This window comes from Brachybacterium sp. AOP25-B2-12 (assembly GCF_052378625.1).
Taxonomy (GTDB): Bacteria; Actinomycetota; Actinomycetes; order Actinomycetales; family Dermabacteraceae; genus Brachybacterium.
This window is the reverse complement of the sequence record NZ_JBQSXW010000001.1, coordinates 316,891-341,541: the sequence shown is the minus strand read 5'-3', so window position 1 is coordinate 341,541 and position 24,651 is coordinate 316,891. Positions and strand designations below refer to the sequence as shown.

The following is a 24,651-nucleotide window of genomic DNA, read 5'->3' as shown; positions in this document are numbered from 1 at the left end:
GGAGTGTGGTCGATGAGCGGGGCATCTCCGCAGGCGGTATCGGCACCCGTGGCGCGGTTCGACGATCTCAGGGCCGGGACCTCCCTCGTGTTCGGCAGTGTCCGTGAGCACCTCCTCGCCCACACGCCCGCGGAGGTCCTGCCCGTCCTGCGCGCCGCACAGGCCGCCTCCGAGGCTGGTCGATGGGTGGTCGGCGTCGTCACCTACGAGGCGGCGGCAGGGCTGGACCCCGATGCCCGCGTCCACGACCCCGTGCCCGGCCTGCCGCTGGTGCACCTCATGGTGTGCGAGGCGCCGGATGCCGAGCCGGTGCCCCTCGAGGAGCAGCGGCTCGGGACCTGGCACGCGGGGCCGTGGCGCGCGGACCTGACGCCGGCCGAGCACGCCGAGCGCGTGGCGCGCGTCCACGCGGCGATCGCCGCGGGCGACACCTACCAGGCCAACCTCACCACGCACCTGCGCACGCGGATCGACGGGGACCTCCGGCCCGCCTACCGCGACCTCGCGCGGCGCCAGCAGGGCGCCTTCTGCGCGCACCTCGACCTGGGGCGATGGCAGGTGCTCAGCGCGAGCCCCGAGTGCTTCGTGCGCTACGCGGACGGCACGATCAGCGCGGTGCCGATGAAGGGCACGGCCCCGCGCGGCCCGGACCCCGAGGCCGATCGTGCGGCGCGCGAGGCCCTGCGGCGCAGCGCCAAGGACCACGCCGAGAACGTCATGATCACCGATCTGCTGCGCAACGACCTCAGCATCGTCGCCGCGACGGGAACGGTCGAGGTCCCCGCGCTCCTGACGGTCGAGGAGTACCCGACGCTCTGGCAGCTCACCTCGACCGTGCGGGCGCGGCTGCGGGCCGACGTCGGGCTGCCCGAGATCCTGCGGGCGCTGTTCCCCTGCGGCTCGATCACGGGCGCCCCCAAGCTGTCGAGCATGGCGCTCCTGCGAGAGCTCGAGGCATCGCCGCGGGGGGTGTACTGCGGAGCCATCGGGTACCTGGCCCCGGGAGGCCGGACGGGCAGCTTCTCCGTCGCGATCCGCACCGTGCTGGTGGACACCCGCTCCGGCGACACGTCGTACGGGGTCGGGGGAGGGGTGACCTGGGCCTCGACGGCCCGCGGCGAGTACGAGGAGCTGCTGGTCAAGGCGCGGGTGCTCGGCGAGCTCGAGCCCGCGGCCGTGGGCCTGCTGGAGACCCTGGCGGTGGACGGCGGCGAGCCCCGCCATCTCCGCGCGCACGTCGAGCGCCTCCGCGCCTCCGCGCAGGAGCTCGGCATCCCGATGGACCCGGAGGCCGTCACCGCGGCGATCCGAGCTGAGGCCGCCGCCGTAGCGTCGCGGGGCGCGGAGCCGCCCGGAGCGATCACGGAGCGCGCCACGGCGGACGACGGCGTTCCGCGCCAGGACGCCGCCCCCGGCGCGGACGAGGAGCGGCTCGTGCGCGCCTGCCTGCACCCGGACGGTCGCCTCGAGGTGACGAGCCGCCCGGCGGGCACCCCTGCCGTGCCGGCGCGCCTGGCGATCGACGACGTGCCCGTGGATCCCGGCGCCCCCGCGGTGCGGCTCAAGACCACCGACCGGCGGCACTACGAGCAGGCGCGCGGCCGGCACCCGGCAGCCGACGACGTGGTCCTCCTGGGCCGCGACGGCCATGTCACCGAGACGAGCATCGCCAGCCTCGCCGTCCTGCTGGACGGCACCTGGTGGACGCCGCCGGTGGCCGACGGCTGCCTTCCGGGGGTCGGCAGGGCCCTGGCGCTCGCGGGCGGGCGCCTGCGGGAGCGGTCCATCACGGTCGCCGAGCTACGCGCCGCCGAGGCGGTCGCCGTGGTCAGCTCCGCCCGGGGATGGCGTTCCGCGGTGATCGTCGACCCTGCCATCGAGGTTGCTGCCGAGGCCGCCGTCGAGGCGCCGTCAGCGGGCGACCGGCGGCCGACCGACGGCGACGGTCACGACGGCGCGCCCTCGCGGCGGGCGTCGAGCACCGCCCGCAGCACGCGCTCGGCCTCCTCCGGACCCTCGACGCGGTAGCTCGCCGCGGTGTCCCCGCCGCCCACCTTGATCGCGACGTCGTGCTCCCCGGAGCGACCGAACACGGTCTCGTCGGTGACGTCGTCGCCCAGGTACAGCCAGGCGTCGGCCGCGCACGCCCGGGCCAGCGCCTCGATCGCGACGCCCTTGGAGGAGTCGACCACCGAGAACTCCACGACGGCCTTGCCGGGGGTGATCTTCGCCTCCGGCAGCGAGCGCGCGTACTCCAGCGCCGCCTCGGTCGCGTTGACGGCCCCGCGACCCTTGGCGCGACGGGTGTGCAGCACGGCGGCGGCTGGCTTGACCTCGACGTCGGCCCCGGGGTACTTCGTCGCGATCGTCTCCAGGGTGCGGGTGATCGAGGCGAGCAGGGAGGCACGCTCGGGGTTCATCGACAGCGAGGCCGCGTCGAGCATCCCCGCATCCATGGTCGAGGGGAGCGTGCCGATCTCCGCGCCGTGGCTGCCCACGAGCACCACCGAGCTCGGCATCTTGGTCTGGCGGTCGAGGTCTCCGAGCGCCCGCCCGGACACCAGCGCCACGCTCACACCCGGGAACTCGGAGAGGTCGCGCAGCGCGGCCAGCGAGCGCGGGCGGGCCTGGACCGCGTCACGGTCGGCCACGATCGGGGCGAGCACGCCGTCGAAGTCCGAGGCCACCAGGATCCGCGGGGTGCGCGCGAAGGCGCGCAGCGCGGCGTCCAGCGTCCCGGGCTCGGGGTCCTCGCCCTCGGGCAGCCGGATCACGGGAGCAGACGGCACCTGGGCGGGACGTCCCGTGCGCTCGAGGTCTGCGAGGAAGGCGGAGGCCCAGGCCTGCACGTCGTGGTCCAGAACCTGGCGGCGCAGGGAGCGCATGGCCTGCTCCTGCTCGTCCTCGGGCATCGACAGGGCCTGCAGGATCGCGGTCTTGAGCTCGTCGATGTCGTGGGGGTTGACGAGGATCGCTGCCCGCAGCTCGTCGGCGGCGCCCGCGAACTCCGAGAGCACCAGCACCCCGCGCTCGTCGGGCCGCGAGGCCACGTACTCCTTGGCCACGAGGTTCATGCCGTCGCGCAGCGCCGTCACGAGCACCACGTCGGCGGCACTGTAGAGCGCCGTCATCGCGGTGCGGTCGAAGGACCGGTGCATGTAGCTGATGGCGGGCCGGCCGATGGGGGCGTGGTCGCCGTTGATGCGGCCCACGGTCATCTCGACCTCGTCGCGCAGGTGCTTGTAGGCGTCGACCCGCTCGCGCGAGGGCGTCGCGATCTGGACCATGACGACGTCGCTGGGATCGATCGCGCCGTCGTGGAGCAGCTCGCCGTAGGCCTTGAGGCGGTGGCGGATCCCCTTGGTGTAGTCCAGGCGATCCACGCCGAGCACGATCTTGCGGGGGTGCCCGAGGTCGGCGCGCAGCTTCTCGGCGCGCTCGATCACCTCGTCCTCCTGCGCGAGCGCGTTGACGGCCTCGGTGTCGATGGAGATGGGGAACGTCTTGACGGTGACCTCGCGGGCGGGCTCCGAGCCGATGCCCGGGACCGTCACGACGTGCTGGTCGTTCTGGTAGCCCAGCAGCTGGCGCACGCAGGACAGGAAGTTCTGGCTGTCGCGCTCGCGCTGGAAGCCCAGCAGGTCCGCGCCGAGCAGCCCTCGCAGCACCTGGTTGCGCTTGGGCAGCTGCGCGAACAGCTCGAAGGGCGGGAAGGGGATGTGGTCGAAGAAGCCGATCCGCACATCGGGCCGCGCGGTGCGGATCATCTCGGGGACCAGCTGGAGCTGGTAGTCGTGCACCCAGATGGTGCCGCCCGGGGCGGTCACCGCCGCGGCCCGCCGCGCGAAGCGCTGGTTGACGGTCACGTACGCGTCCCACCAGGTGCGATGGAACTCCGGATCCGCGATCACGTCGTGGTACAGCGGCCAGAGCGTGCCGTTGGAGAAGCCCTCGTAGTACTTCTCGATCTCGTCGCCGCTCAGCGCGACCGGGTACAGCTGCATGCCGTCGGCGGCGAAGGGCTCGGCGGCCTCGCCCGGGGAGCCGGGCCAGCCCACCCAGGCACCGGAGTCCACGTCCCGCATGACGGACTCCATCGCGGTCACGAGGCCGCCGGGGCTGGTCACGGACTCGACGGTCCCGTCCTCACGGGTGCGCCGATCGACGGGCAGACGGTTGGCGACGACGACGAGATCGTGAACGGCCATGCGGGGCTCTCCTCGGGCAGGACGGCGGGGGCGGACGCGCTCGGCGAGTGCGCCACGAGGCTATCAAGCAGCGCAGGCGGGCCCGCACGCGCGGACCGTCCGGTCGTGCATGGGCGCGGGGGCGTCCCGGATGCTCCGGCCGGGCGGCGGCGTCGGTGCCCGTGCCGTGGACGCGCTGTTCGAGGGCACGGACGGTTCGCATAGGGTCGTCCGCGTCCCGTCGGTCCCGGGGGCGCGCAGCGCCCGACCCGCCCGCGCCACGGCCCCCCCGATCCCCAGGAGTTCCCCATGCGTGCCCACGAAGCCGGTGCCCTCCACGGCAACGACGCATCCCCGAGCTGGCTGCCCTACCCCCGCGACGTCAACGCCCTGCTCCCGGGCCTGTGGTCCCACACCACCGAGCGCGGCGGCGACGGCGCGCTCGAGGTCGGCGGCGTGAGCGTGCGCCGCATCGCCGAGGAGGTCGGCACACCCGCCCTCGTGGTCGACGAGGCCGACTTCCGTCATCGCGCCCGCGAGTTCCGCGACGCCTTCGCCCGGGCCTTCGCCCCGCTGGCCGGCGCCAGCATCTACTACGCCGGCAAGTCGTTCCTGGCCACCGGCGTCGTCCGCTGGGTCGAGGAGGACGGCCTGGGGCTGGACGTGTGCACCGGCGGCGAGCTGACCGTGGCCCTGCGGGCGGACTTCCCGCCCGCCCGCATCAACCTCCACGGCAACAACAAGTCCGACGATGAGATCCGCCGGGCGCTGCGCGTGGGCGTCGGACGCATCGTCATCGACTCCCTCGTCGAGATCGAGCAGGTCACCGGGATCGCCCGCGAGCTGGGTGTCGTCGCCCCCGTGATGATCCGGGTGACCACCGGGGTCGAGGCCCACACCCACGAGTTCATCGCAACCGCCCACGAGGACCAGAAGTTCGGCATCTCGATCCACTCCGGGGACGCCCTGGAGGCGGTGCGACGCGTCCTCGAGGTGCCCGATGCCCTGGACCTGGTGGGGCTGCACTCCCACATCGGCTCCCAGATCTTCGACGTCAGCGGCTTCGACGTCGCCGCGCGGAGGGTCCTGCGGTTCGTCCGCGACGTGCGCGACACCCTGGACCGCACGATCACGCTGCTGGACCTCGGCGGCGGGTTCGGCGTCATGTACAACTCCCAGCACACCCCCGCCGAGCCCGCGCACCTCGCACAGGGCATCGCCACGATCGTCGCCCAGGAGTGCGCCGAGCTCGATCTCGAGGCGCCGCACCTCGCCTTCGAGCCGGGCCGCGCGATCGCGGGTCCCTCGACCCAGACGCTCTACACGGTGGGCACCGTCAAGGACGTCGCCCTCGGCGGCACGCGGCACCGGGTGTACGTCTCGATCGACGGCGGGATGAGCGACAACATCCGCACCGCCCTGTACGACGCCGACTACTCCTGCCTGCTCGCCGGCCGCGTCTCGGACGCCGAGCCGACGGTCGTCCGCGTCGTCGGCAAGCACTGCGAGAGCGGGGACATCGTGGTCAAGGACGAGTACCTCCCGGCGGACGTGCACCGCGGGGACCTGGTCTCGGTGCCCGTGACCGGCGCGTACTGCTACTCGCTGGCCTCCAACTACAACCACGTGCCGCGCCCCCCGGTGATCGCCGTGTCCGACGGCCGGATCCACACCCTCATGCGCCGTGAGAGCGAGGACCACATGCTCGCCCTCGACGCCGGGTGAGATGCCCGACGCGCAAGGACATGTTGGGGCGGGCGCTGCCAGGCCCTCGGCTACCCTCGGTCGCGATGACCGACCCGGAAGGACATCTGTGGACATGAGCTCGACTGGACCCCTCGCCGCGAGCGGGCGACCGCCGCTGAAGGTGGCCGTCCTCGGAGCCGGCACCGTCGGCGTCGAGGTGCTGCGCCTGCTGACCACCCAGGCCGACGACCTCGCCCAGCGGGTCGGGGTCCCGCTGCAGGTGATCGGGATCAGCGTGCGCGACACGACGAAGGACCGCGGTCCCCACGTCGATCCCTCGCTCTACGTCCACGACGCCCACGCCCTCGTGCGCGAGGCGGACCTCGTGGTCGAGCTCATGGGCGGCATCGAGCCGGCCCGCACCCTGCTCCTGGAGAGCATGGCCCACGGCGCGAGCGTCGTCACCGCCAACAAGGCGCTGCTGGCCCAGGAGGGCGCCGAGCTCTACGAGACCGCCGATGCCGCGGGCGTCGACCTCCACTTCGAGGCCGCCGTGGCCGGGGCGATCCCGCTGGTGCGTCCGATCCGCGAATCCCTCGCGGGCGACCGCATCCAGCGGGTCCTCGGGATCGTCAACGGCACCACCAACTACATCCTCGACGCGATGACGCGCACCGGTGCGAGCTTCGAGGACGCCCTGGCGACGGCGCAGGACCTGGGCTACGCCGAGGCCGATCCCACCGCCGACGTCGAGGGGCTGGACGCCGCCGCCAAGGCCGCGATCCTCGCCTCCTTGGCCTTCCATTCCCGTGTGGCCCTGCAGGACGTCCACTGCGAGGGCATCACCTCGGTCTCGGCCGACGACATCGCCGCCGCGCGCCGTCTCGGGAGCGTCATCAAGCTGCTGTCGATCGTCGAGCGCGTCCCCGGCGAGGGCGAGGTGCCCGAGCGCGTCTCCGCGCGCGTCTACCCGGCGCTCGTGCCCACGTCCCACCCCCTGGCCTCGGTCGCCGAGGCCTACAACGCCGTCTTCGTCGAGGCCGATGCCGCTGGCTCCCTCATGTTCTACGGCCAGGGTGCCGGAGGTGCGCCCACCGCCTCGGCCGTCCTCGGCGACCTCGTGAGCGTGGCCCGCCAGAAGGTCCACGGCGGCAAGGGTCCGGGGGAGTCGCACTACGCCTCCCTGCCGATCGCCCCGCTCGAGGAGCTGCGCAACGGCTTCTACGTGGCGCTGACCGTCGACGACGAGCCGGGCGTCCTCGCCGACGTCGCGGGCACCCTGTCGCGCCACGGCATCTCGATCGCCACGATCCACCAGGAGCAGGAGCAGACCGACCCGTTCGAGGCGCAGGAGGAGGCCCCGGCGCCGCGAGCACGGATCGGGATCGTCACCCATCGCGCGCTCGAGTCCGCGATGTCCGGCGCCCTGTCCGACCTGTCCGCGCACGACGCCGTGGTCGGCGTCGACTCCGTCCTCCGCGTCGAAGGAGAATGACCCCCATGGCACATCAGTGGCGCGGCGTGATCGCCGAGTACCGCGAGCACCTCCCCTTCGAGGACTCCGACACCCTGCTGACCCTCGGCGAGGGCGGCACCCCCCTCGTGCACTCCGAGACCCTCAGCCGGAGCGTCGGCGCCGAGGTCCACGTGAAGGTCGAGGGGATGAACCCCACCGGCTCCTTCAAGGACCGCGGCATGGTCACGGCCATGTCCAAGGCCGTCAGCGAGGGCGCCACCACCGTGGTGTGCGCCTCGACCGGCAACACGAGCGCCTCGGCCGCCGCCTACGCGACGCGGGCCGGGATCCAGTGCGCCGTGCTGCTGCCCCAGGGGCGCATCGCCGCCGGCAAGCTCGCCCAGGCCATCGTCCACGGCGCCCAGCTCATCGCGGTCGACGGCAACTTCGACGACTGCCTCGAGATCGCGCGCAAGCTCGACGCCCAGTACCCCGTCGAGCTCGTCAACTCCGTGAACCCCTATCGCCTCCAGGGCCAGAAGACCGCCGCCTTCGAGGTGTGCGACGCGCTGGGGCGGGCTCCGGACGTGCACGTGCTCCCCGTGGGCAATGCCGGCAACATCTCCGCCTACTGGATGGGCTACTGCGAGTACGCCGAGCTGGGCATCACGAGCGCCCGCCCGGCGATGTGGGGCTTCCAGGCCGCCGGCGCGGCGCCGTTCGTCGCGGGTCGCCCGATCCCGGACCCCGAGACGATCGCGACCGCCATCCGGATCGGCGCTCCCGCCTCCTGGGACCTCGCCGTCGCCGCGCGCGACGACTCCGGCGGCCTCATCGACGCCGTGAGCGACGAGCAGATCCTCGACGCGCAGGCCCTGCTGGCCGCCGAGGTGGGCATCTTCGTCGAGCCCGCCTCCGCCGCGAGCGTCGCCGGGCTGCTGCAGCAGGCCGAGCGCGGGCTCGTGCCCCAGGGCGCGACGATCGCCGTGACCGTCACCGGCAACGGCCTCAAGGACATCGACACCGCGCTCTCGCGGCACGCCGTCACCCCCACGGTCATCGACGCGGACGTCAACGCCGCCGTCGAGGCCCTCGGTCTCTGAGGGGACCGGGCAGCCGCCGGTGAGGATCGCGCACACGCACGCACGGGTCGACGTCCCCGCCACGAGCGCCAACCTGGGGCCCGGCTTCGACGCCCTCGGGATGGCCCTCGGACTCCGGGACTCCGTCGAGATCGAGGCCGTCGCCGGCCGCACGGAGGTCGAGGTCACGGGGGAGGGGGCCGCCGACGTGCCGCGCGGCGAGGACCACCTCGTCGTCCGGGCGCTGCGCCACGGCCTGGACCACGTCGGCGCGCCGCAGTCCGGGATCCGGATGCGGTGCCGCAACGAGATCCCGCACGGCCGCGGTCTGGGATCGAGCGCCGCGGCGACCGTGGCCGGGCTCCTGCTGGCGCGCGGGCTCCTGGCCGATCCCGACGCCCTCGACGATCGCGCGGTCCTCGATCTCGCGACCGAGATGGAGGGCCACCCCGACAACGCCGCGCCCGCGCTCCTGGGCGGCGCCACCATCTCGTGGACCGACGAGGCCTCGGCGCACGCCGTGGTCCTCGACATCCCCGCGACCTCCTCGGTGGACCCCGTCGTGCTGCTGCCCGCCGCGGTCCTGTCGACCCGGACCGCGCGGACCCTGCTGCCCGCCTCGGTGCCCCATGCGGATGCCGCCTTCGAGGCGGGCCGCGCCGCCCTCCTGGTGCACGCGCTGACCCGCGACCCCTCCGTGCTCATGGCCGCCACCGAGGACCGCCTCCACCAGGAGTACCGGGCCCCGGCGATGCCCGAGAGCCTCGAGCTGGTCCGCGTGCTGCGCCAGGAGGGCTTCCCGGCGACGATCTCCGGCGCGGGTCCCTCGGTCCTCGTGCTGACCGGCGCCGACGACCGCCTGGTGCCGCTCGTGCGCCAGGTCGTCGCACGTCCCGAGGACTGGCGCGCCGCACGCGTGGGGCTCGACCGGCTCGGGGCCCGCCTGTGGTAGCGTGTGAGCGCGTCGCGGTGCATTCCGCGCACATCCTGATCCTGGCCCCGAGCGGCCGGAGCTGTCGCACGTCGGCACGCACCACACCAACTCGCGCAGTCGTCGAGCATTCCTGAGCTCCTCGAGCCGGATCCGGGACGTCGCACCGGTCGCTCCGAGACCTGCCCCCTGCGGGCATCGGGCCGCGGGGCCTCCAGGCTTCCCACCGTCGACGCGATCTCCTGCACGTCATGCCACCGGCCTCCGGTGCGCGATCCTCCGGGGTCGCGCGACCATCGGAGGCGGCGGACGGACGTCCGTGATCGCTCCACGCCCCGCCCTCGCAGGTCCCCGGACCACGGCGAGCGCGGCCGGAGACCACGACTCCCCACACCCCACGGGCCCCGCGAGGCCCGATAGGAAGGACACCGGGTGACCGACACCACCACCGCGGGCGAGCCCAGCTCGCTCGCCGCCAAGAAGCTTCCCGAGCTGCAGGCCATGGCCGCCGAGCTCGGCATCAAGGGGGCCCGCCGGCTCCGCAAGGGCGAGCTCGTCGAGGCGATCCGCAGCGGGGGCCGCAACGTCCCCGCCGCCGCGTCCGCCGCTGCTCCGGCCGCGTCCGCGGCATCCACGGCGCCCGCCCAGAGCGCGCCCACGCAGCCCGCCCTCGACGCCGGCGGCTCCGACCGCGGCGACCGCTGGGCGTCCTCCGCGGGGCGCACCGGCTCCTCGGACCGCACCGACGGCACCTCCTCGACGGGGCACGGCAGCTCCTCGGACCGTGCCGGCCGCGCGTCCTCGGAGGACGGCGACGGCCCGCGCTCCTCGGACCGTCAGGAGTCCGGCGACTCCCGGTCCGCGTCCCGCCAGGACGATCGCGCCGCCGAGCGCCCCCGCCACGAGATCCAGGGCGAGCGCCCGCGCCGGGTCGAGGACATCGCCCTCCCGGACCGTTCCGGAGAGGGCCGCGACGAGGACCGTCAGGGTTCCGGACGCCGCCAGGACCAGCGCGACGACGCGCAGCGCGAGGGCTCCTCCCGCCGCGACCGCGGCCGTGACGACAACCGCGACCGCGACGACTACCGCGGTCGCGACGACACCCGGGGTCGCGAGAACAGCCGTGACCGCGAGAGCCGTGACGACGGCTCCGACGACGGCGATGATCGTCGCAACCGCCGGTCGCGCAACCGTTCCCGCGACCGCAAGCGCCGCAACCGCTCCGGCGGTCAGGGCGAGGGCCAGGGCGGCGGCCAGAGCTCCCAGGGCAACGGCGGCCAGCACGACGGCCAGGGCCAGGACTCCGCGGACGACCAGCAGCGCGGCTCGGAGGCGCTCGTGAGCGTCGCCGGGATCCTGGACATCCGGGACAACAACGCCTACATCCGGACCACCGGCTACCTGCCGGCGCCGAGCGACGTCTACGTCACCCAGAACCAGATCCGGAAGTTCGGTCTGCGCAAGGGCGATGCGATCACCGGTCAGGTCCGGGCGCCCAAGGGCGATCCCGATCAGCTCCTGGAGTCCCAGAGCCAGCCGCTCTCGGCCCGCCAGCGCCGCAACAACCGCTCCAACAACAGCAACCCGAGCAAGTTCGCCGCCCTCGTGGACGTCGACACGGTCAACGGCATGACCCCCGAGCGTGCCCGCGGCCGCGTGGACTTCGCCAAGCTCACGCCGCTGTTCCCGGACGAGCGGCTGCGCCTGGAGACCTCGGCGACCGCGATCACCCCGCGCGTCATCGACCTCGTCTCGCCGATCGGCAAGGGCCAGCGCGGTCTCATCGTCGCGCCGCCCAAGACCGGCAAGACGATGATCCTGCAGCAGGTGGCCCAGGCCATCGCGATCAACAACCCCGAGGCCCACCTCATGGTCGTGCTCGTCGACGAGCGCCCCGAGGAGGTCACCGACATGCAGCGGACCGTCAAGGGCGAGGTCATCGCCTCGACCTTCGACCGTCCCGCGACCGAGCACACCATCGTCGCCGAGCTCGCGATCGAGCGTGCCAAGCGTCTCGTCGAGATGGGCAAGGACGTCGTGGTCATCCTCGACTCCATCACCCGTCTGGCCCGCGCGTACAACCTCGCGGCCCCGGCCTCCGGACGCATCCTGTCCGGCGGTGTCGACGCCTCGGCGCTGTACCCGCCCAAGCGGTTCTTCGGTGCGGCACGCAACATCGAGCACGGCGGCTCGCTGACCATCCTCGCCTCGGCGCTCATCGAGACCGGGTCGACGATGGACGAGGTGATCTTCCAGGAGTTCAAGGGCACCGGCAACATGGAGCTGCGCCTGTCGCGGACCCTCGCCGAGCGCCGCATCTTCCCGGCGGTGGACGTCAACGCGTCCAGCACCCGCCACGAGGAGGAGATCATGGCGCCCGAGGAGCTCGCCGTCATGTGGAAGCTCCGCCGCGTGCTGGGCACCCTCGAGCAGCAGCAGGCCCTCGAGCTGCTGCTGGAGCGCGTCAAGAAGACGCCCTCGAACGCCGAGTTCCTGATGTCGGTCCAGAAGACGACGCCCGGAGCCAGCTGATCATCGGCGGGGCCGGTGCGCGGGAATGCGCGCGGGCCCCGCGACGTTGCACCCCCTGTCGTCGCAGGATGTTGATCACCCTGCGGCCTCACCCCGCGTGCCGCGGTCTCTCGCCGTGGCACAATCGACGGCGGTTCTGGTTCACGGCGCCCGCCGGGCGTCGACCCAGCGACTGCGAGGAAAGAGAGAGTTCCATGAAGAGCGGCATTCACCCGGAGTACGTGGAGACCACGGTCACCTGCACCTGTGGCAACAGCTTCACGACCCGCAGCACCAAGACCGACGGCGTCATCAAGGCCGAGGTGTGCTCGGCCTGCCACCCGTTCTACACGGGCAAGCAGAAGATCCTGGACACCGGCGGCCGCGTGGCCCGCTTCCAGGCCCGCTACGGCAAGAAGGACGCCTCGAAGTAAGCTTCCATCTCGACGCCGACGGCCCCTCAGGGGTCGTCGGCGTCGTCGTCTCCACCGGCGTGCGACGGCGCGCCCTGATCCGGGAAGGCCCTCGCCGTGGACCTCGAGGCACTCGTCGCCGAGCATGCCGAGCTCGAACGGGAGATGGCCGACCCGACCCTGCACGACGACGCCGCGCGCGCCCGACGCGTGGGGCGCCGCTACGCGGAGCTGGCGCCGGTCATCGCCCTGCACCATGAGCTCTGCTCCGTCCGCGAGGACCTCGCCACCGCCCGGGAGCTGGGAGGCGAGGACCCCGACCTCGCCGCCGAGGCCGAGGAGCTCGAGACCCGCGGCACCCGGCTCGAGGCGCGCCTCGAGGAGCTCCTCATGCCCCGCGACGCCGACGACGCCCGGGACGTGATCCTCGAGGTCAAGGCCGGTGCCGGCGGCGAGGAATCGGCGCTGTTCGCGGCAGAGCTGGTCCGCATGTACCGCCAGTACGCCTCGTCGATGGGGTGGTCCACGCAGGTGCTGACCTCCGCGGACAGCGACCTCGGCGGCTTCAAGGACGCCGCCGTGTCGATCCGCTCGCGCGGTGCCGTGGCCCCTGCGGACGGCGTCTGGGCCCACCTGAAGTACGAGGGCGGCGTCCACCGGGTCCAGCGGGTCCCCGTGACGGAGTCCCAGGGCCGCATCCACACCTCCGCCGTCGGCGTGCTCGTGATGCCCGAGGCCGACGAGACCGACGAGGCAGGGCTGCTGGCCGAGGCGCTGGCCCCCGCCCACCTGCGGATCGACGTGTTCCGCTCCTCGGGGCCCGGCGGCCAGAGCGTCAACACGACGGATTCGGCCGTGCGGATCACCCACCTGCCCACCGGCATCGTCGTCTCGTGCCAGAACGAGAAGAGCCAGCTGCAGAACAAGGAGTCGGCGTTGCGGATCCTCCGCGCCCGGCTCCTCGAGGCCCGCCATGCCGAGCAGGAGGCCGAGGCGGCCGCGGCACGCCGTTCGCAGGTGCGCACGCTGGACCGCTCCGAGCGGATCCGCACCTACAACTTCCCCGAGAACCGGATCACCGACCACCGCACCGGGTTCAAGGCCAACCAGCTGGACCAGGTGCTCGCCGGCGAGCTGGGCCCCGTCATCGCCTCTGCCCAGGACGCCGACCGCGCGGCCGCGCTGGCCGGGGCCGGCGCATGACGTCCGGGCCCGCCGAACCGGAAGCGGACCTGCGGACCCGCCTGCGGGGCGCCCTCGCATCCACGACGGCGCGCCTCGCGGGCGTCGGCATCGAGTCCGCCAGCGTGGACGCGCGTGCGCTGATCTCCCGCGCCGCGCGCACCGAGCGGCCCCTCGTGCTCCTGGACGCGCTCCCCGAGGACTTCGACCGGGAGCTCGCCCGGCTCACGGAGCGTCGCGCCGCCCGCGAGCCCCTGCAGCTCGTGCTCGGCGAGGCGCCCTTCCGCCACCTCCTGCTGGCGGTCCGCGCGGGAGTGTTCACCCCGCGCCCGGAGACGGAGGTCGCGATCGACCTCGTGCTCGAGCACGCCCGCGGCGCGGAGGTGCGCGAGGTCCTCGACCTGTGCACGGGCGGCGGCGCCCTCGCCGCCGCCGTCCTCGACGAGCTCCCCGGGGCGCAGGTGATCGCCGTCGAGCTCGACCCCCAGGCTGCGGCCCTGGCCCGGGAGAACCTCGACCGTGCCGCGCGCCGGGACGGCGGTGGCGGGCCCGGTGGCCGTGGGTGCGTGCTCGAGGCCGATGTGACCGACGCCGGAGCGCTGGCAGGCCTGGGCCCGGTCGACGTCGTCGTCTCCAATCCTCCGTACATCCCCGCCGGCGCCGTGCCCCGGGACCCCGAGGTGACCACGTGGGATCCCGCACGTGCCCTCTACGGCGGGGGAGCGGACGGGCTGACGGTGCCTCGCGCGGTCCTCGCGCGGGCGGCGGAGCTGCTGCGCCCCGGCGGCCTGCTCGTCATGGAGCACGCCGACGTCCAGGGCGCCGCGACCCGCCGGATCGCCGAGGAGTCCGGCGCGTTCCTCGCGGTGCGCACCGCCATGGACCTCACCGGGCGCGACCGATTCCTCGTGGCACGTCGCGCCCCGCGGGTGTCCGGGGACGACCGAGCGGCCCGGAAGTGAGAAACTGAGGCCGTGAGCGTCTACGACACCCAGAGCGATGAGAACCGGGACGAGTCCCTGCAGGCGGCCCTCGACGCCGTGCGCGAGGGCAAGCTGATCGTCCTGCCCACCGACACCGTGTACGGGATCGGGGCCGACGCCTTCGACCCCGCCGCCGTGCAGTCCCTGCTGGACGCCAAGGGGCGGGGCCGCTCCGTGCCGCCGCCCGTGCTGGTCGGGGACCCCTCGGTGCTCCTGGCCCTGGCGGTGGACGTGCCCGACTACGCCGAGACCCTGGCCGAGACGTTCTGGCCCGGAGCCCTCACGCTGATCCTGCGCGCCCAGCCCACGCTCTCGTGGGACCTCGGCGAGACGCGCGGCACGGTGGCGCTGCGGATGCCCGACGATCCGGTGGCGCTGGACCTGCTGCGCCGCACCGGGCCCCTCGCCGTCTCGAGCGCCAACCGTCATGGCAAGCCCGCGGCGACGACCGTCGTGGACGCCGCCTCCCAGCTGGGCGACACGGTCGAGGTCTACCTCGACGGCGGGAAGGCCCGTCTCGGCACGTCCTCCACGATCGTGGACACGACCGTCGAGCCCGCCGAGATCCTCCGGGCGGGCGCCATCACCCGCGAGCAGATCATCGCGGCGGTGGGCGACATCTTCACCGAGCCCGAGCCCGAGCCCGAGGACGACGCCGTCGACTCCGGGGAGGAGACGCCGGAGGAGGTCGCCGCCGAGGCGGGGGACCTCGAGAACCCCGAGGACCCCGCCGCCCCGGCCGACCTCGACGCCGTCGACCCTGAGGCTCCTGCCGATGCGCCCGAGCTGGACCCCGAGGCCGCGGCGGACGCCCCGGCCGCGGATCCGGAGGCGCCGTCCGATGCCCCCGCCACGGAGTCCCCGGTGCCTGCGGCTCCCGTCGAGGTGCCGGCCAGCGAGAGCCCGGCAGCAGACACCACCACGAGTGACCCGGAGGATCCGGAGTCCACCGAGGCCGCGCATCTCGCCGAGCGTCCGGCGTCCGTCCCGGAGGCCGCCGGCGTGTCGGATGCCACGGACGCGAGCGCCCCGATGCCGTCCGTGGCGGCCACCGGTCCGTTGGCCCTGCCGAGCGAGTCGGACGCGGCGCCCAGCACGGAGGGCCGCATCGGGTGAGGGTCTACCTCTTCGTCCTGCTCGTCGCCGCCGCCGTCACGTACCTGTGCACGCCGGCGGCACGACTGCTCGCACGCCGGGCCGGGGCGATGACCGCCGTCCGCGACCGGGACGTCCACGATGCGGTGACCCCGCGACTGGGCGGGGTGGCGATGCTCGCGGGCGTCGTCGCGGCGATGCTGGTCGCCGGCCGCATCCCCTTCCTCGAGGGGCTGTTCCACGAGAGCAGGCAGGCCTGGGCCATCGTCTGCGCCGGGGCGATCGTGTGCCTCCTGGGCGCCGCCGACGACAAATGGGACCTCGACTGGATCACCAAGCTCGCCGGCCAGGCGATCGCCGCGCTCGTGCTGGCCTGGCAGGGCGTCCAGTTCACCTCGCTGCCCATCGGCGGGCAGCTCCTCCTGAGCTCTCCGATGCTGCTGGCGCTGACGGTGCTGGTGGTGCTGGTCTCGATGAACGCCGTGAACTTCGTCGACGGGCTCGACGGCCTGGCCGCCGGCGTGATGGCGATCGGGGGAGCGGCCTTCTTCGCGTACGCCTACCACCTGACCCGCAGCGCCAGCACCACCGACTACTCCTCGCTCGCGGCGCTGATCACCGCCGTGCTCATCGGGATCTGTCTCGGGTTCCTGCCCCACAACTTCACCCGGGCGCGCATCTTCATGGGGGACAGCGGCTCGATGCTGCTGGGGCTCTTGCTGGCGGCCGCGTCGATCACCGTGACCGGCAAGGTCGATCAGACCACGCTGTCCAGCCGGATCCTGTTCGCGCAGTTCCTGCCGATCCTGCTGCCCATCGGTGTCATGGCCATCCCGTTCCTCGACTTCGCGCTCGCGGTCGTGCGCCGGATCGGCGCCGGGAAGTCCCCCTTCCACGCCGATGCCATGCACCTGCACCACCGTCTGCTGGCCCTCGGCCACTCCAAGGCGTACACCGTCTGGATCATGTACACCTGGTCCCTCGTGGTGTGCATCGGTCTGCTCCTGCCGGTGTTCGTGCCCGCCCGCTACGCGATCGCCTTCGGAGCGATCGGCGTGCTCATCGGTGTGCTCATCACCTTGGACCCGGTGGGCCGGGCTCGCCGCAACCGCCCCGCCGCACGCCACCGGTCCACCGGCCCGGTGCCCGCCGGAACCCGGACCAGCCATCAGCCCCCCAGCGATCCAGGAGACGCATGAGCGCCGCCGACGAGAACCCCGACCACGCCGCGGGAGCCCCCGCGCCCCACGCCGACGCCGAGCCCGCCCCGAGCGCGCAGGCGCCGTCCGACCCCGCGACGAGGGTCCCTACGGGAGCCGCGGCCACGAGCGCGCGCCCGGAGGCGCAGGACGCGGGCGCGCCGACCCCCGAGCAGGGCGCACGGCCCGCGGCCGGGTCGCGGTACCGCGACCTCTCGAGCCCGGACGAGGACGAGCCGGAGGTCGGGTACCCCGACGTCGCGCCGGACCCCGTCGCGGCCCAGACGCACCGTCGGGGCATCGTCCGGGCCTACGTCGCCGCCGTCGTGGCGGGCATCGTCCTGGACGTCGTCGTGATCGCCGTGGCGCTCGTCGTGGGCGGCGGCGCACCGCTGGCCGCACTGCTCGGATCCGGCCTCGCCCTGATCATCTCCGTGCCCTCCCTGGTGCCGGTGCTGCTGGGCCTGGACAAGGGCATCGGGACCTTCGCCGTCGTGGTCCTGGGTGTCTGGCTCGTGAAGATGATCGTGCTGGTCGGCGGCGTGATCCTGGTGCGCGGCATCGAGGGCGTGCCGATGCCGTGGGTGGGGGTCGCGCTGCTCGCCGGAGGCCTCGCCTCGCTCATCACCGAAGCGGTCGTGCTGCTGCGGATCCGCACCGATCCGACTCCCTCCGTCGGTGCGGGGGAACTGTGAAGTTCTGGTAGGATCGACCACGGCGCACGTACCTCCGGGGAGCACTCCCGCGGTGGGTGCACCGCTCCCTCTCCCCCCTGGCGCCCCGCGCCGGATCCCGGACGGGGTGAGCGGCGCGTGGCCGATCGAGCGGCCCGTGCACCACGGCAGGATCCCTCACGGAACTGCCATGACCCAACCGGCCTCACCGCCTCGATCCACGGCGGACCGACAGACCAGGGGAGCTCGACCTGAACACCGCCGATCCCGTGCCCGTCCTCGCCGAGGGCGGCCTCGATTTCCACATCCCGAGCCTCTCGGAGTTCTTCCCGCCTCCGATCCTCTTCGCCGGAACGCCGTTCGAGTTCAACCGCGTCCAGCTGGTGCGTCTGATCATCCTCGCGGTCGTGCTGATCGTCATGTGCGTGATCGCCTCCCGGTCCAAGCTGGTGCCCGGTCGCATCCAGAGCATCGCCGAGCTCCTCATCGAGTTCGTCAACAACTCGATCATCAAGAACACGCTGGGCCTGCGCGAGGGCCGCAAGTACGCCCCCATGCTCATCACGATGTTCTTCCTGATCCTCGCGATGAACCTCGGCGGCGTGATCCCGGGCATGAACCTCGCCGGCACCTCCGTGATCGGCCTGCCGCTGCTGCTGGCGCTGTGGACGTTCGTCACCTACGTCTTCTTCGGCATCAGGAAGCACGGCTTCGCGGGATACCTCAAGCACGAGACGATGCCCCCCGGTGTCCCCAAGCCCATCTACCTGCTGCTGGTCCCGATCGAGTTCCTGCAGGTCGTGCTGATCCGCTGGGGCTCCCTGACCATCCGACTCCTGGCCAACATGGTCGCGGGCCACATCATGATGGTCGTCTTCATCGGCCTCTTCCAGGCGCTGCTGCTCTCGGGGACCTGGCTGATCGCCGTGTCGCCCTTCGCCGGCGCGTTGGCCATCGGGATCTACGGCTTCGAGATCTTCGTCGCCGCCCTCCAGGCCTTCATCTTCACGATGCTCTCCGCCGTCTACATCCAGATGGCCACCGCGGACGAGCACTGACCCTCCGTACCACCTCTGTGCAGGACCCCTGACCTGCCGGTCACAGACCGGCACAACGAAAGGAAACCCCTTGGACGCCACCCTCCTCGCCGACCTCAACGGCAACGTCGCGTCGATCGGCTACGGCCTCGCCGCGATCGGCCCCGGCATCGGCATCGGCATCATCGTGGGCAAGACCGCGGAGTCCATGGCCCGCCAGCCCGAGCTGCGCAGCCAGCTGCAGACCACCATGTTCATCGGCATCGCCTTCACCGAGATCCTGGCGCTGCTGGCCATCGTCACCGGTCTCATCTTCGGCTGAGGCATCCCTCCATGATTCTCGCCGAAGGAGAAGCGACGGTCCCGGGATACAAGCTGCTTATCCCGGCGGTTCCGGAGATCGTCTGGTCCCTGATCTTCCTCGTCATCTTCGCCGTCGTCTTCATGCGCTTCGTGCTCCCGCGGCTCAACGCCGTGCTGGACGAGCGCTCCGCGAAGATCGAGGGCGGCCTGCAGAAGGCGCAGGAGGTGCAGGAGGAGGCCGAGCGTCTGCGCTCGGACAACGAGCAGGAGCTCGCCGCCGCCCGCCAGGAGGCCGCAGGGATCCGGGAGAAGGCGCGCCAGGACGGCGCACGGATCGTCGAGGAGGCCAAGGCCCGAGCCGATGCCGAGTCCGAGCGCATCCTCGCCGCCGGTCGCCAGCACCTCAGGGCCGAGCGCCTCGCCGCGTCCACGCAGCTGCGCAGCGAGGTCGGCACGCTCGCGAGCGACCTCGCCTCGAAGATCGTGGGGGAGTCGCTCACGGATGACGAGCGCTCCAACCGTGTGATCGACCGCTTCCTGGCCGACCTCGAGTCGGCCCCGTCCACGTCCCGTTGACCCGAACGCCCCTCGAGGAGGAGCACTGATGCGAGGAACCTCTGCGGCCTCACTGCACGAGGTCGTCCGCGACGCGGAGACGTCCTTCCGCGGCTCGGCCGTGCCGCTCGAGCAGACGGCCGATGAGCTGTTCTCCGTCGCGCGCGCCATCGACGACAGCAACCAGCTGATCCGTCTGCTGTCCGACGGCGGCCGGCCCGCCGATGTCAAGCGCGCCGCGGCCCAGGAGCTGTTCGGCTCCCGCGTCAGCGCACCGGTGCTCGCCATCGTGCTCGACGTCGTCGCGCACCGCTGGTCCCAGCAGGTCGACATCATCGATGCCCTCGAGCGGCTGGGCTTCGTGGCCCTGCTGACGCGGGCGGAGAACGAGGGGCATCTCGAACGCGTCGAGGAGGAGCTGTTCCAGCTCTCCCGGCTCATCGAGACCACCCCCGCGCTGTCCACGGTCCTCGACGACGCCCGTGAGCGTCCTCTCGAGCGCGCCGCGATCATCAATCGGCTGCTCGTCGGGAAGGTCGACCCTGTCACCCTGCGCCTGGCGCGCCAGGCCGTCACCCGCTCCGAGGACGTCCGACCCGCGCGTCGGGTGCTGGACCTCGCCGAGTTCGCCTCCGAGCGGCGCCGGCGCCTGCTGGCCGTCGTCTCGACGGCCCGGCCCCTGAGCCCGGCCCAGACGGAGCGCCTCAGCGCCGTCCTGACCCGGATCTACGGCCGCGCCGTGCAGATCAACAGCGAGATCACCCCGGACGTCGTGGGCGGTCTGCGCATCCAGGTCGGCGACGACCTCTTCGATGCGACCGTCCTCGCGCGCCTGGCCAAGGCCCGCGAGCGCGTCGCCTCCTGACGCCCCGCGTCGGACCTCCCGCACCACCTGACCACCCACCCCGGGGATCCCCCCGGCACCTCGATAGGAAGCGAAGCACCGCGATGGCCGAGCTCACCATTTCCCCGGACGAGATCCGGCACGCCCTGGACACGGCGGTGTCCACCTACCAGACCGGCGCCCCCGACCGCGAGGAGGTCGGCCGCGTCAGCGAGGCCGCTGACGGCATCGCCCGCGTCGAGGGACTCCCCGACATCATGGCCAACGAGCTCGTGCGCTTCGAGGACGGGACCCTGGGCCTGGCCCTGAACCTCGACCTCCGCGAGGTCGGCTGCGTCGTGCTCGGCGACTTCTCCGGGATCGAGGAGGGCCAGGAGGTCCGCCGCACCGGAGAGGTCCTCTCCGTGCCCGTGGGTGACGCGTTCCTGGGTCGCGTGGTCGACCCCACCGGCGCGCCCATCGACGGCCTCGGCGAGATCGAGGCCACCGGCCGTCGCGCCCTCGAGCTCCAGGCCCCCACCGTCATGCAGCGCAAGAGCGTCAAGGAGCCCCTGCAGACGGGCCTCAAGGCCATCGACGCGATGATCCCGATCGGCCGCGGACAGCGCCAGCTCATCATCGGCGACCGCCAGACCGGCAAGACCACCATCGCCCTGGACACGATCCTGAACCAGAAGGCCAACTGGGATTCCGGCGATCCGACGAAGCAGGTCCGCTGCATCTACGTCGCGATCGGCCAGAAGGGCTCGACCATCGCCTCGGTGCGCGGAGCGCTCGAGGCCGGCGGCGCCCTGGACTACACGACCATCGTCGCGGCCCCCGCCTCGGACCCGGCCGGCTTCAAGTACATCGCCCCCTACGCGGGCTCGGCCATCGGCCAGCACTGGATGTACGAGGGCAAGCACGTCCTCATCGTCTTCGACGACCTCTCCAAGCAGGCCGAGGCCTACCGCGCCGTGTCCCTGCTGCTGCGTCGCCCGCCGGGCCGTGAGGCCTACCCCGGCGACGTCTTCTACCTGCACTCCCGCCTGCTCGAGCGCTGCGCCAAGCTCTCGGACGAGATGGGCGGCGGCTCGATGACGGGTCTGCCGATCATCGAGACCAAGGCCAACGACATCGGTGCGTTCATCCCCACCAACGTCATCTCGATCACCGACGGCCAGTGCTTCCTGCAGTCCGACCTCTTCAACGCCGACCAGCGACCCGCGGTCGACGTGGGCGTCTCGGTCTCCCGCGTCGGCGGCAGCGCCCAGATCAAGGCCATGAAGTCGGTCTCGGGCACGCTGAAGATCTCCCTGGCCCAGTACCGCGACCTGGAGTCCTTCGCGATGTTCGCCTCGGACCTCGACGCGGCCTCGCGTCAGCAGCTCAACCGCGGCGCCCGCCTGATGGAGCTGCTGCGTCAGCGCAACGGCCACCCCATGCCCGTCGAGGAGCAGGTCGTCGTGATCTGGGGCGGCACCAAGGGCAAGTTCGACGACATCGAGGTCGAGGACGTCCGCGACTTCCAGGACGTGCTGCTCGAGCACCTGCGCCACAACGGCGACGTGCTCTCGGCGATCCGGGAGACCGGCAAGTTCGAGTCCGCGACCGAGGAGGAGCTCTCGCGGATCCTCGCGGACGTCAAGCGCGACTACCTCGCCGGCAAGGGCGCAGAAGGCGCCGTGAACGACGAGGGCCGCCGCCTCGAGGACGGGCGCATCGAGCAGGAGAACATCGTCCGCAGCTGATCGCCACGCGGCGGCCCGCTCGGGCCGCCGCCGATCACCACCGCCGACGACGAGGGAGAGACATGGGAGCTCAGCAGAGGGAGTACAAGAAGCGGATCCGCTCCGCCAAGGGCATGCAGAAGATCTTCAAGGCCCAGGAGATGATCGCCGCCGCGCGCATCGCCAAGGCACATGCCCGGGTGACGGCCACGACGCCCTACGCCGACGCGATCACGCAGGCCATCGGAGCCGTCGCGACGCACAGCCACGATGCCGAGCACCCGTTCCTGGCCCAGGACCGCACCCGCACCGGTCGGGTGGGCGTCCTGCTCATCACCGGCGACCGCGGAATGGCGGGCTCGTACTCGTCCAACGCGATCCGCGAGGGCGAGCAGCTCGCGAACAGCCTGCGCGACGAGGGCAAGACGGTCGAGATGTACGTGGTCGGCCGCAAGGGCGACTCGTACTACCGGTTCCGCAACCGGCCCCCGGCGCAGTCCTGGACGCCGTACAAGGAGCAGGAGATCCCCGAGCTCGGCCGCGACATCGCGGACACGCTCAACGAGAAGCTCCTGTCCGAGGATGACGCCGTGCACCTCGACGAGCTGTACGTCGTCGGCACCCGGTTCCACAACCGCTTCCAGCAGAACACCCGCGTCTCGCGGCTGGTCCCGCTGGCCATGGTCAGCGGCGACGAGACGGTCCAGGGGACGTTCCCGCTGTACGAGTTCATCCCCGACGCCGAGACGGTGCTCGCGGACCTCATCCCGCGGTACGTCGAGTCGCGGATCATCAACACGCTCCTGCAGTCGATCGCCTCGGAGCACGCGGCGCGTCAGCGGGCCATGAAGACGGCCACCGACAACGCCGACACCCAGATCACCAAGTTCACCCGCCTCGCCAACTCCGCCCGTCAGGCCGAGATCACCCAGGAGATCACGGAGATCGTCGGCGGGTCCGACGCCCTGGCAGGGTCGGGACGCCACGACCGCTGACATCCCCGGGAGGTCGGCCGTCGTCCGCGCCCCCCACGAACCGTGAAGAGAGAGCACCCATGAGCACCATCGCCACCGAGAACCCGGAGACCGCCCAGTCCGGTGCGGGCACCGGTCGCGTCGCCCGCGTCACCGGCGCCGTCGTGGACATCGAGTTCCCCGCCGGCCAGATCCCGCGGATCAACAACGCGCTGACCTCCGAGATCGACCTCACCGGCGACGGCGAGCACCCGTTCACCCTGTACCTCGAGGTCGCCCAGCACCTCGGCGACGGCATGGTGCGCGCGATCGCCCTCAAGCCCACCGACGGCCTCGTCCGCGGCCAGGCCGTCACCGACCTCGGCGAGGCCATCTCCGTGCCCGTCGGCCAGGAGACCCTCGGCCACGTCTTCGACACCGTGGGCAACGTCCTGAACCTCGAGGAGGGCGAGCAGCTCGTCGTCTCCGAGCGCTGGCCGATCCACCGCAAGGCGCCCAACTTCGATCAGCTGGAGTCCAAGACCCAGATGTTCGAGACCGGCATCAAGTCGATCGACCTGCTCACCCCCTACGTGCAGGGCGGCAAGATCGGCCTGTTCGGCGGCGCGGGCGTGGGCAAGACGGTCCTCATCCAGGAGATGATCTACCGCGTGGCCAACAACCACGACGGCGTCTCCGTGTTCGCCGGCGTCGGGGAGCGCACCCGTGAGGGCTGGGACCTCATCGAGGAGATGACGGAATCCGGCGTCATCGAGAAGACGGCCCTCGTCTTCGGCCAGATGGACGAGCCGCCGGGCACGCGTCTGCGCGTGGCCCTCTCGGCGCTCACGATGGCGGAGTACTTCCGCGATGTGGCAGGCCAGGACGTGCTGCTGTTCATCGACAACATCTTCCGCTTCACCCAGGCCGGCTCGGAGGTCTCGACCCTGCTGGGCCGCATGCCCTCGGCCGTGGGCTACCAGCCCAACCTGGCCGACGAGATGGGCGCCCTGCAGGAGCGGATCACCTCGACGCGCGGGCACTCGATCACCTCGATGCAGGCCGTCTACGTCCCCGCCGACGACTACACCGACCCGGCGCCGGCGGCGACGTTCGCGCACCTCGACGCCACCACGGAGCTCTCCCGCGAGATCGCCTCGCGAGGCCTCTACCCGGCCATCGACCCGCTCGCCTCGAGCTCGCGGATCCTGGACCCGGCGTACGTGGGTCAGGAGCACTACGACGTCGCCGTGCGCGTCAAGCAGCTGCTCCAGCGCAACAAGGAGCTGCAGGACATCATCGCGATGCTCGGCGTCGACGAGCTGTCCGAGGAGGACAAGGTCACCGTGTCGCGGGCGCGCCGCATCCAGCAGTTCCTCTCGCAGAACACGCACATGGCCAAGCAGTTCACCGGGGTCGACGGCTCGGACGTGGCGCTGCGCGACACCATCGAGGGCTTCCGCGGGATCGCCGACGGCGAGTTCGACCACATCACCGAGCAGGCGTTCTTCAACGTCGGCGGCATCGACATGGTGCTGGAGAACTGGCACCGCATCCAGAAGGAGCTCGGGGAGTGAGCAGCCTCGACGTGACCTTCGTGACGCCGGAGAGCACGGTGTGGAACGGTCAGGCCGCCCAGGTCGTCGTGCCCGCCGCGGACGGCTCGCTGGGCATCCTGCCCAAGATGCAGCCGGTCCTGGCGATCCTCGGTGAGGGCGACGTGCGCGTCATCGGCGCCTCGGGCGAGGTGGACGTGTTCCGCATCGACGGCGGCTTCTGCTCCGTCGACGAGGACACGGTCACGATCGGGGTGGACCGCCTCGAGTCCGACGGCGCCTTCCAGCGCTGACG

21 protein-coding genes are annotated in these 24,651 nt (G+C 72.3%); 20 read left to right on the top strand and 1 reads right to left on the bottom strand.

Going from position 1 to position 24,651, the window contains the following annotated elements:
* Positions 1-12: 12 nt before the first annotated feature.
* The gene (gene pabB, locus ACT3TZ_RS01570) at positions 13-2,028 is read left to right on the top strand and encodes an aminodeoxychorismate synthase component I (protein ID WP_444581633.1); all 2,016 of its coding nucleotides are present in this window, start codon (positions 13-15) and stop codon (positions 2,026-2,028) included.
* Here the strand turns inward: pabB and ACT3TZ_RS01565 are convergent.
* Positions 1,947-4,208, bottom strand: coding sequence for a bifunctional alpha,alpha-trehalose-phosphate synthase (UDP-forming)/trehalose-phosphatase (locus ACT3TZ_RS01565; RefSeq protein ID WP_444581632.1), 2,262 nt, complete (start codon positions 4,206-4,208; stop codon positions 1,947-1,949). The two genes, pabB and ACT3TZ_RS01565, sit on opposite strands and share 82 nt — an antisense overlap.
* 288 nt (positions 4,209-4,496) lie before the next feature.
* Here ACT3TZ_RS01565 and lysA point away from each other — a divergent pair, with 288 nt between their 5' ends.
* From lysA to ACT3TZ_RS01470, 19 genes are all read left to right on the top strand, one after another.
* On the top strand, positions 4,497-5,912 hold the full coding sequence (gene lysA, locus ACT3TZ_RS01560) for a diaminopimelate decarboxylase (protein ID WP_444581631.1): 1,416 nt from the start codon (positions 4,497-4,499) through the stop codon (positions 5,910-5,912).
* A gap of 94 nt (positions 5,913-6,006) precedes the next feature.
* Positions 6,007-7,368, top strand: coding sequence for a homoserine dehydrogenase (locus ACT3TZ_RS01555; protein WP_444581630.1), 1,362 nt, complete (start codon positions 6,007-6,009; stop codon positions 7,366-7,368).
* Positions 7,369-7,373: 5 nt separating this feature from the next.
* A complete protein-coding gene (gene thrC, locus ACT3TZ_RS01550; RefSeq protein WP_444581629.1) occupies positions 7,374-8,432 on the top strand; it encodes a threonine synthase in 1,059 nt (352 codons plus the stop codon).
* 19 nt (positions 8,433-8,451) lie between these two features.
* Complete coding sequence (gene thrB, locus ACT3TZ_RS01545; protein ID WP_444581628.1) at positions 8,452-9,363, top strand: homoserine kinase; 912 nt, start codon at positions 8,452-8,454, stop codon at positions 9,361-9,363.
* A gap of 411 nt (positions 9,364-9,774) precedes the next feature.
* Positions 9,775-11,874: a transcription termination factor Rho gene (gene rho, locus ACT3TZ_RS01540; protein ID WP_444581627.1), complete on the top strand. Its 2,100-nt coding sequence runs from the start codon at positions 9,775-9,777 to the stop codon at positions 11,872-11,874.
* Positions 11,875-12,068: 194 nt separating this feature from the next.
* Positions 12,069-12,287: a 50S ribosomal protein L31 gene (gene rpmE, locus ACT3TZ_RS01535; protein ID WP_444581626.1), complete on the top strand. Its 219-nt coding sequence runs from the start codon at positions 12,069-12,071 to the stop codon at positions 12,285-12,287.
* Positions 12,288-12,383: 96 nt separating this feature from the next.
* Positions 12,384-13,469, top strand: a complete 1,086-nt coding sequence (gene prfA, locus ACT3TZ_RS01530; protein ID WP_444581625.1) for a peptide chain release factor 1 — start codon at positions 12,384-12,386, stop codon at positions 13,467-13,469.
* Complete coding sequence (locus tag ACT3TZ_RS01525) at positions 13,466-14,410, top strand: N5-glutamine methyltransferase family protein (protein WP_444581624.1); 945 nt, start codon at positions 13,466-13,468, stop codon at positions 14,408-14,410. The genes prfA and ACT3TZ_RS01525 overlap by 4 nt, the downstream gene beginning before the upstream one ends.
* Positions 14,411-14,422: 12 nt before the next feature.
* On the top strand, positions 14,423-15,547 hold the full coding sequence (locus tag ACT3TZ_RS01520; protein ID WP_444581623.1) for an L-threonylcarbamoyladenylate synthase: 1,125 nt from the start codon (positions 14,423-14,425) through the stop codon (positions 15,545-15,547).
* Entirely contained in the window at positions 15,544-16,725 is a 1,182-nt protein-coding gene (locus ACT3TZ_RS01515; RefSeq protein ID WP_444581622.1) for a glycosyltransferase family 4 protein, read from the top strand. Before ACT3TZ_RS01520 ends, ACT3TZ_RS01515 begins: the two co-directional genes overlap by 4 nt.
* Positions 16,722-17,420 (top strand): hypothetical protein, encoded by a 699-nt coding sequence (locus tag ACT3TZ_RS01510; protein WP_444581621.1) that lies wholly within the window; start codon positions 16,722-16,724, stop codon positions 17,418-17,420. The genes ACT3TZ_RS01515 and ACT3TZ_RS01510 overlap by 4 nt, the downstream gene beginning before the upstream one ends.
* Positions 17,421-17,668: 248 nt before the next feature.
* Positions 17,669-18,457, top strand: a complete 789-nt coding sequence (gene atpB, locus ACT3TZ_RS01505) for a F0F1 ATP synthase subunit A (protein WP_444581620.1) — start codon at positions 17,669-17,671, stop codon at positions 18,455-18,457.
* 70 nt (positions 18,458-18,527) lie between these two features.
* Positions 18,528-18,758 (top strand): ATP synthase F0 subunit C, encoded by a 231-nt coding sequence (gene atpE / locus ACT3TZ_RS01500; RefSeq protein ID WP_444581619.1) that lies wholly within the window; start codon positions 18,528-18,530, stop codon positions 18,756-18,758.
* Between the two features lie 11 nt (positions 18,759-18,769).
* Complete coding sequence (locus tag ACT3TZ_RS01495; RefSeq protein WP_444581618.1) at positions 18,770-19,315, top strand: F0F1 ATP synthase subunit B; 546 nt, start codon at positions 18,770-18,772, stop codon at positions 19,313-19,315.
* 28 nt (positions 19,316-19,343) lie between these two features.
* Complete coding sequence (locus ACT3TZ_RS01490; RefSeq protein WP_444581617.1) at positions 19,344-20,159, top strand: F0F1 ATP synthase subunit delta; 816 nt, start codon at positions 19,344-19,346, stop codon at positions 20,157-20,159.
* 83 nt (positions 20,160-20,242) lie between these two features.
* Positions 20,243-21,868: a F0F1 ATP synthase subunit alpha gene (gene atpA / locus ACT3TZ_RS01485; protein ID WP_444581616.1), complete on the top strand. Its 1,626-nt coding sequence runs from the start codon at positions 20,243-20,245 to the stop codon at positions 21,866-21,868.
* Between the two features lie 62 nt (positions 21,869-21,930).
* A complete protein-coding gene (locus ACT3TZ_RS01480) occupies positions 21,931-22,842 on the top strand; it encodes a F0F1 ATP synthase subunit gamma (RefSeq protein ID WP_444581615.1) in 912 nt (303 codons plus the stop codon).
* A gap of 59 nt (positions 22,843-22,901) precedes the next feature.
* On the top strand, positions 22,902-24,377 hold the full coding sequence (atpD, locus tag ACT3TZ_RS01475) for a F0F1 ATP synthase subunit beta (RefSeq protein WP_444581614.1): 1,476 nt from the start codon (positions 22,902-22,904) through the stop codon (positions 24,375-24,377).
* Positions 24,374-24,649, top strand: coding sequence for a F0F1 ATP synthase subunit epsilon (locus ACT3TZ_RS01470; RefSeq protein WP_444581613.1), 276 nt, complete (start codon positions 24,374-24,376; stop codon positions 24,647-24,649). The genes atpD and ACT3TZ_RS01470 overlap by 4 nt, the downstream gene beginning before the upstream one ends.
* The last annotated feature ends 2 nt before the right edge of the window (positions 24,650-24,651 follow it).

Coding starts and splice junctions, on each gene's coding strand:
- pabB (WP_444581633.1), top strand. CDS start 13: ATGAGCGGGGCATCTCCGCAGGCGGTATCGGCACCCGTGGCGCGGTTC.
- ACT3TZ_RS01565 (WP_444581632.1), bottom strand. CDS start 4,208: ATGGCCGTTCACGATCTCGTCGTCGTCGCCAACCGTCTGCCCGTCGAT.
- lysA (WP_444581631.1), top strand. CDS start 4,497: ATGCGTGCCCACGAAGCCGGTGCCCTCCACGGCAACGACGCATCCCCG.
- ACT3TZ_RS01555 (WP_444581630.1), top strand. CDS start 6,007: ATGAGCTCGACTGGACCCCTCGCCGCGAGCGGGCGACCGCCGCTGAAG.
- thrC (WP_444581629.1), top strand. CDS start 7,374: ATGGCACATCAGTGGCGCGGCGTGATCGCCGAGTACCGCGAGCACCTC.
- rpmE (WP_444581626.1), top strand. CDS start 12,069: ATGAAGAGCGGCATTCACCCGGAGTACGTGGAGACCACGGTCACCTGC.
- ACT3TZ_RS01525 (WP_444581624.1), top strand. CDS start 13,466: ATGACGTCCGGGCCCGCCGAACCGGAAGCGGACCTGCGGACCCGCCTG.
- ACT3TZ_RS01510 (WP_444581621.1), top strand. CDS start 16,722: ATGAGCGCCGCCGACGAGAACCCCGACCACGCCGCGGGAGCCCCCGCG.
- ACT3TZ_RS01495 (WP_444581618.1), top strand. CDS start 18,770: ATGATTCTCGCCGAAGGAGAAGCGACGGTCCCGGGATACAAGCTGCTT.
- ACT3TZ_RS01490 (WP_444581617.1), top strand. CDS start 19,344: ATGCGAGGAACCTCTGCGGCCTCACTGCACGAGGTCGTCCGCGACGCG.
- atpA (WP_444581616.1), top strand. CDS start 20,243: ATGGCCGAGCTCACCATTTCCCCGGACGAGATCCGGCACGCCCTGGAC.
- ACT3TZ_RS01480 (WP_444581615.1), top strand. CDS start 21,931: ATGGGAGCTCAGCAGAGGGAGTACAAGAAGCGGATCCGCTCCGCCAAG.
- atpD (WP_444581614.1), top strand. CDS start 22,902: ATGAGCACCATCGCCACCGAGAACCCGGAGACCGCCCAGTCCGGTGCG.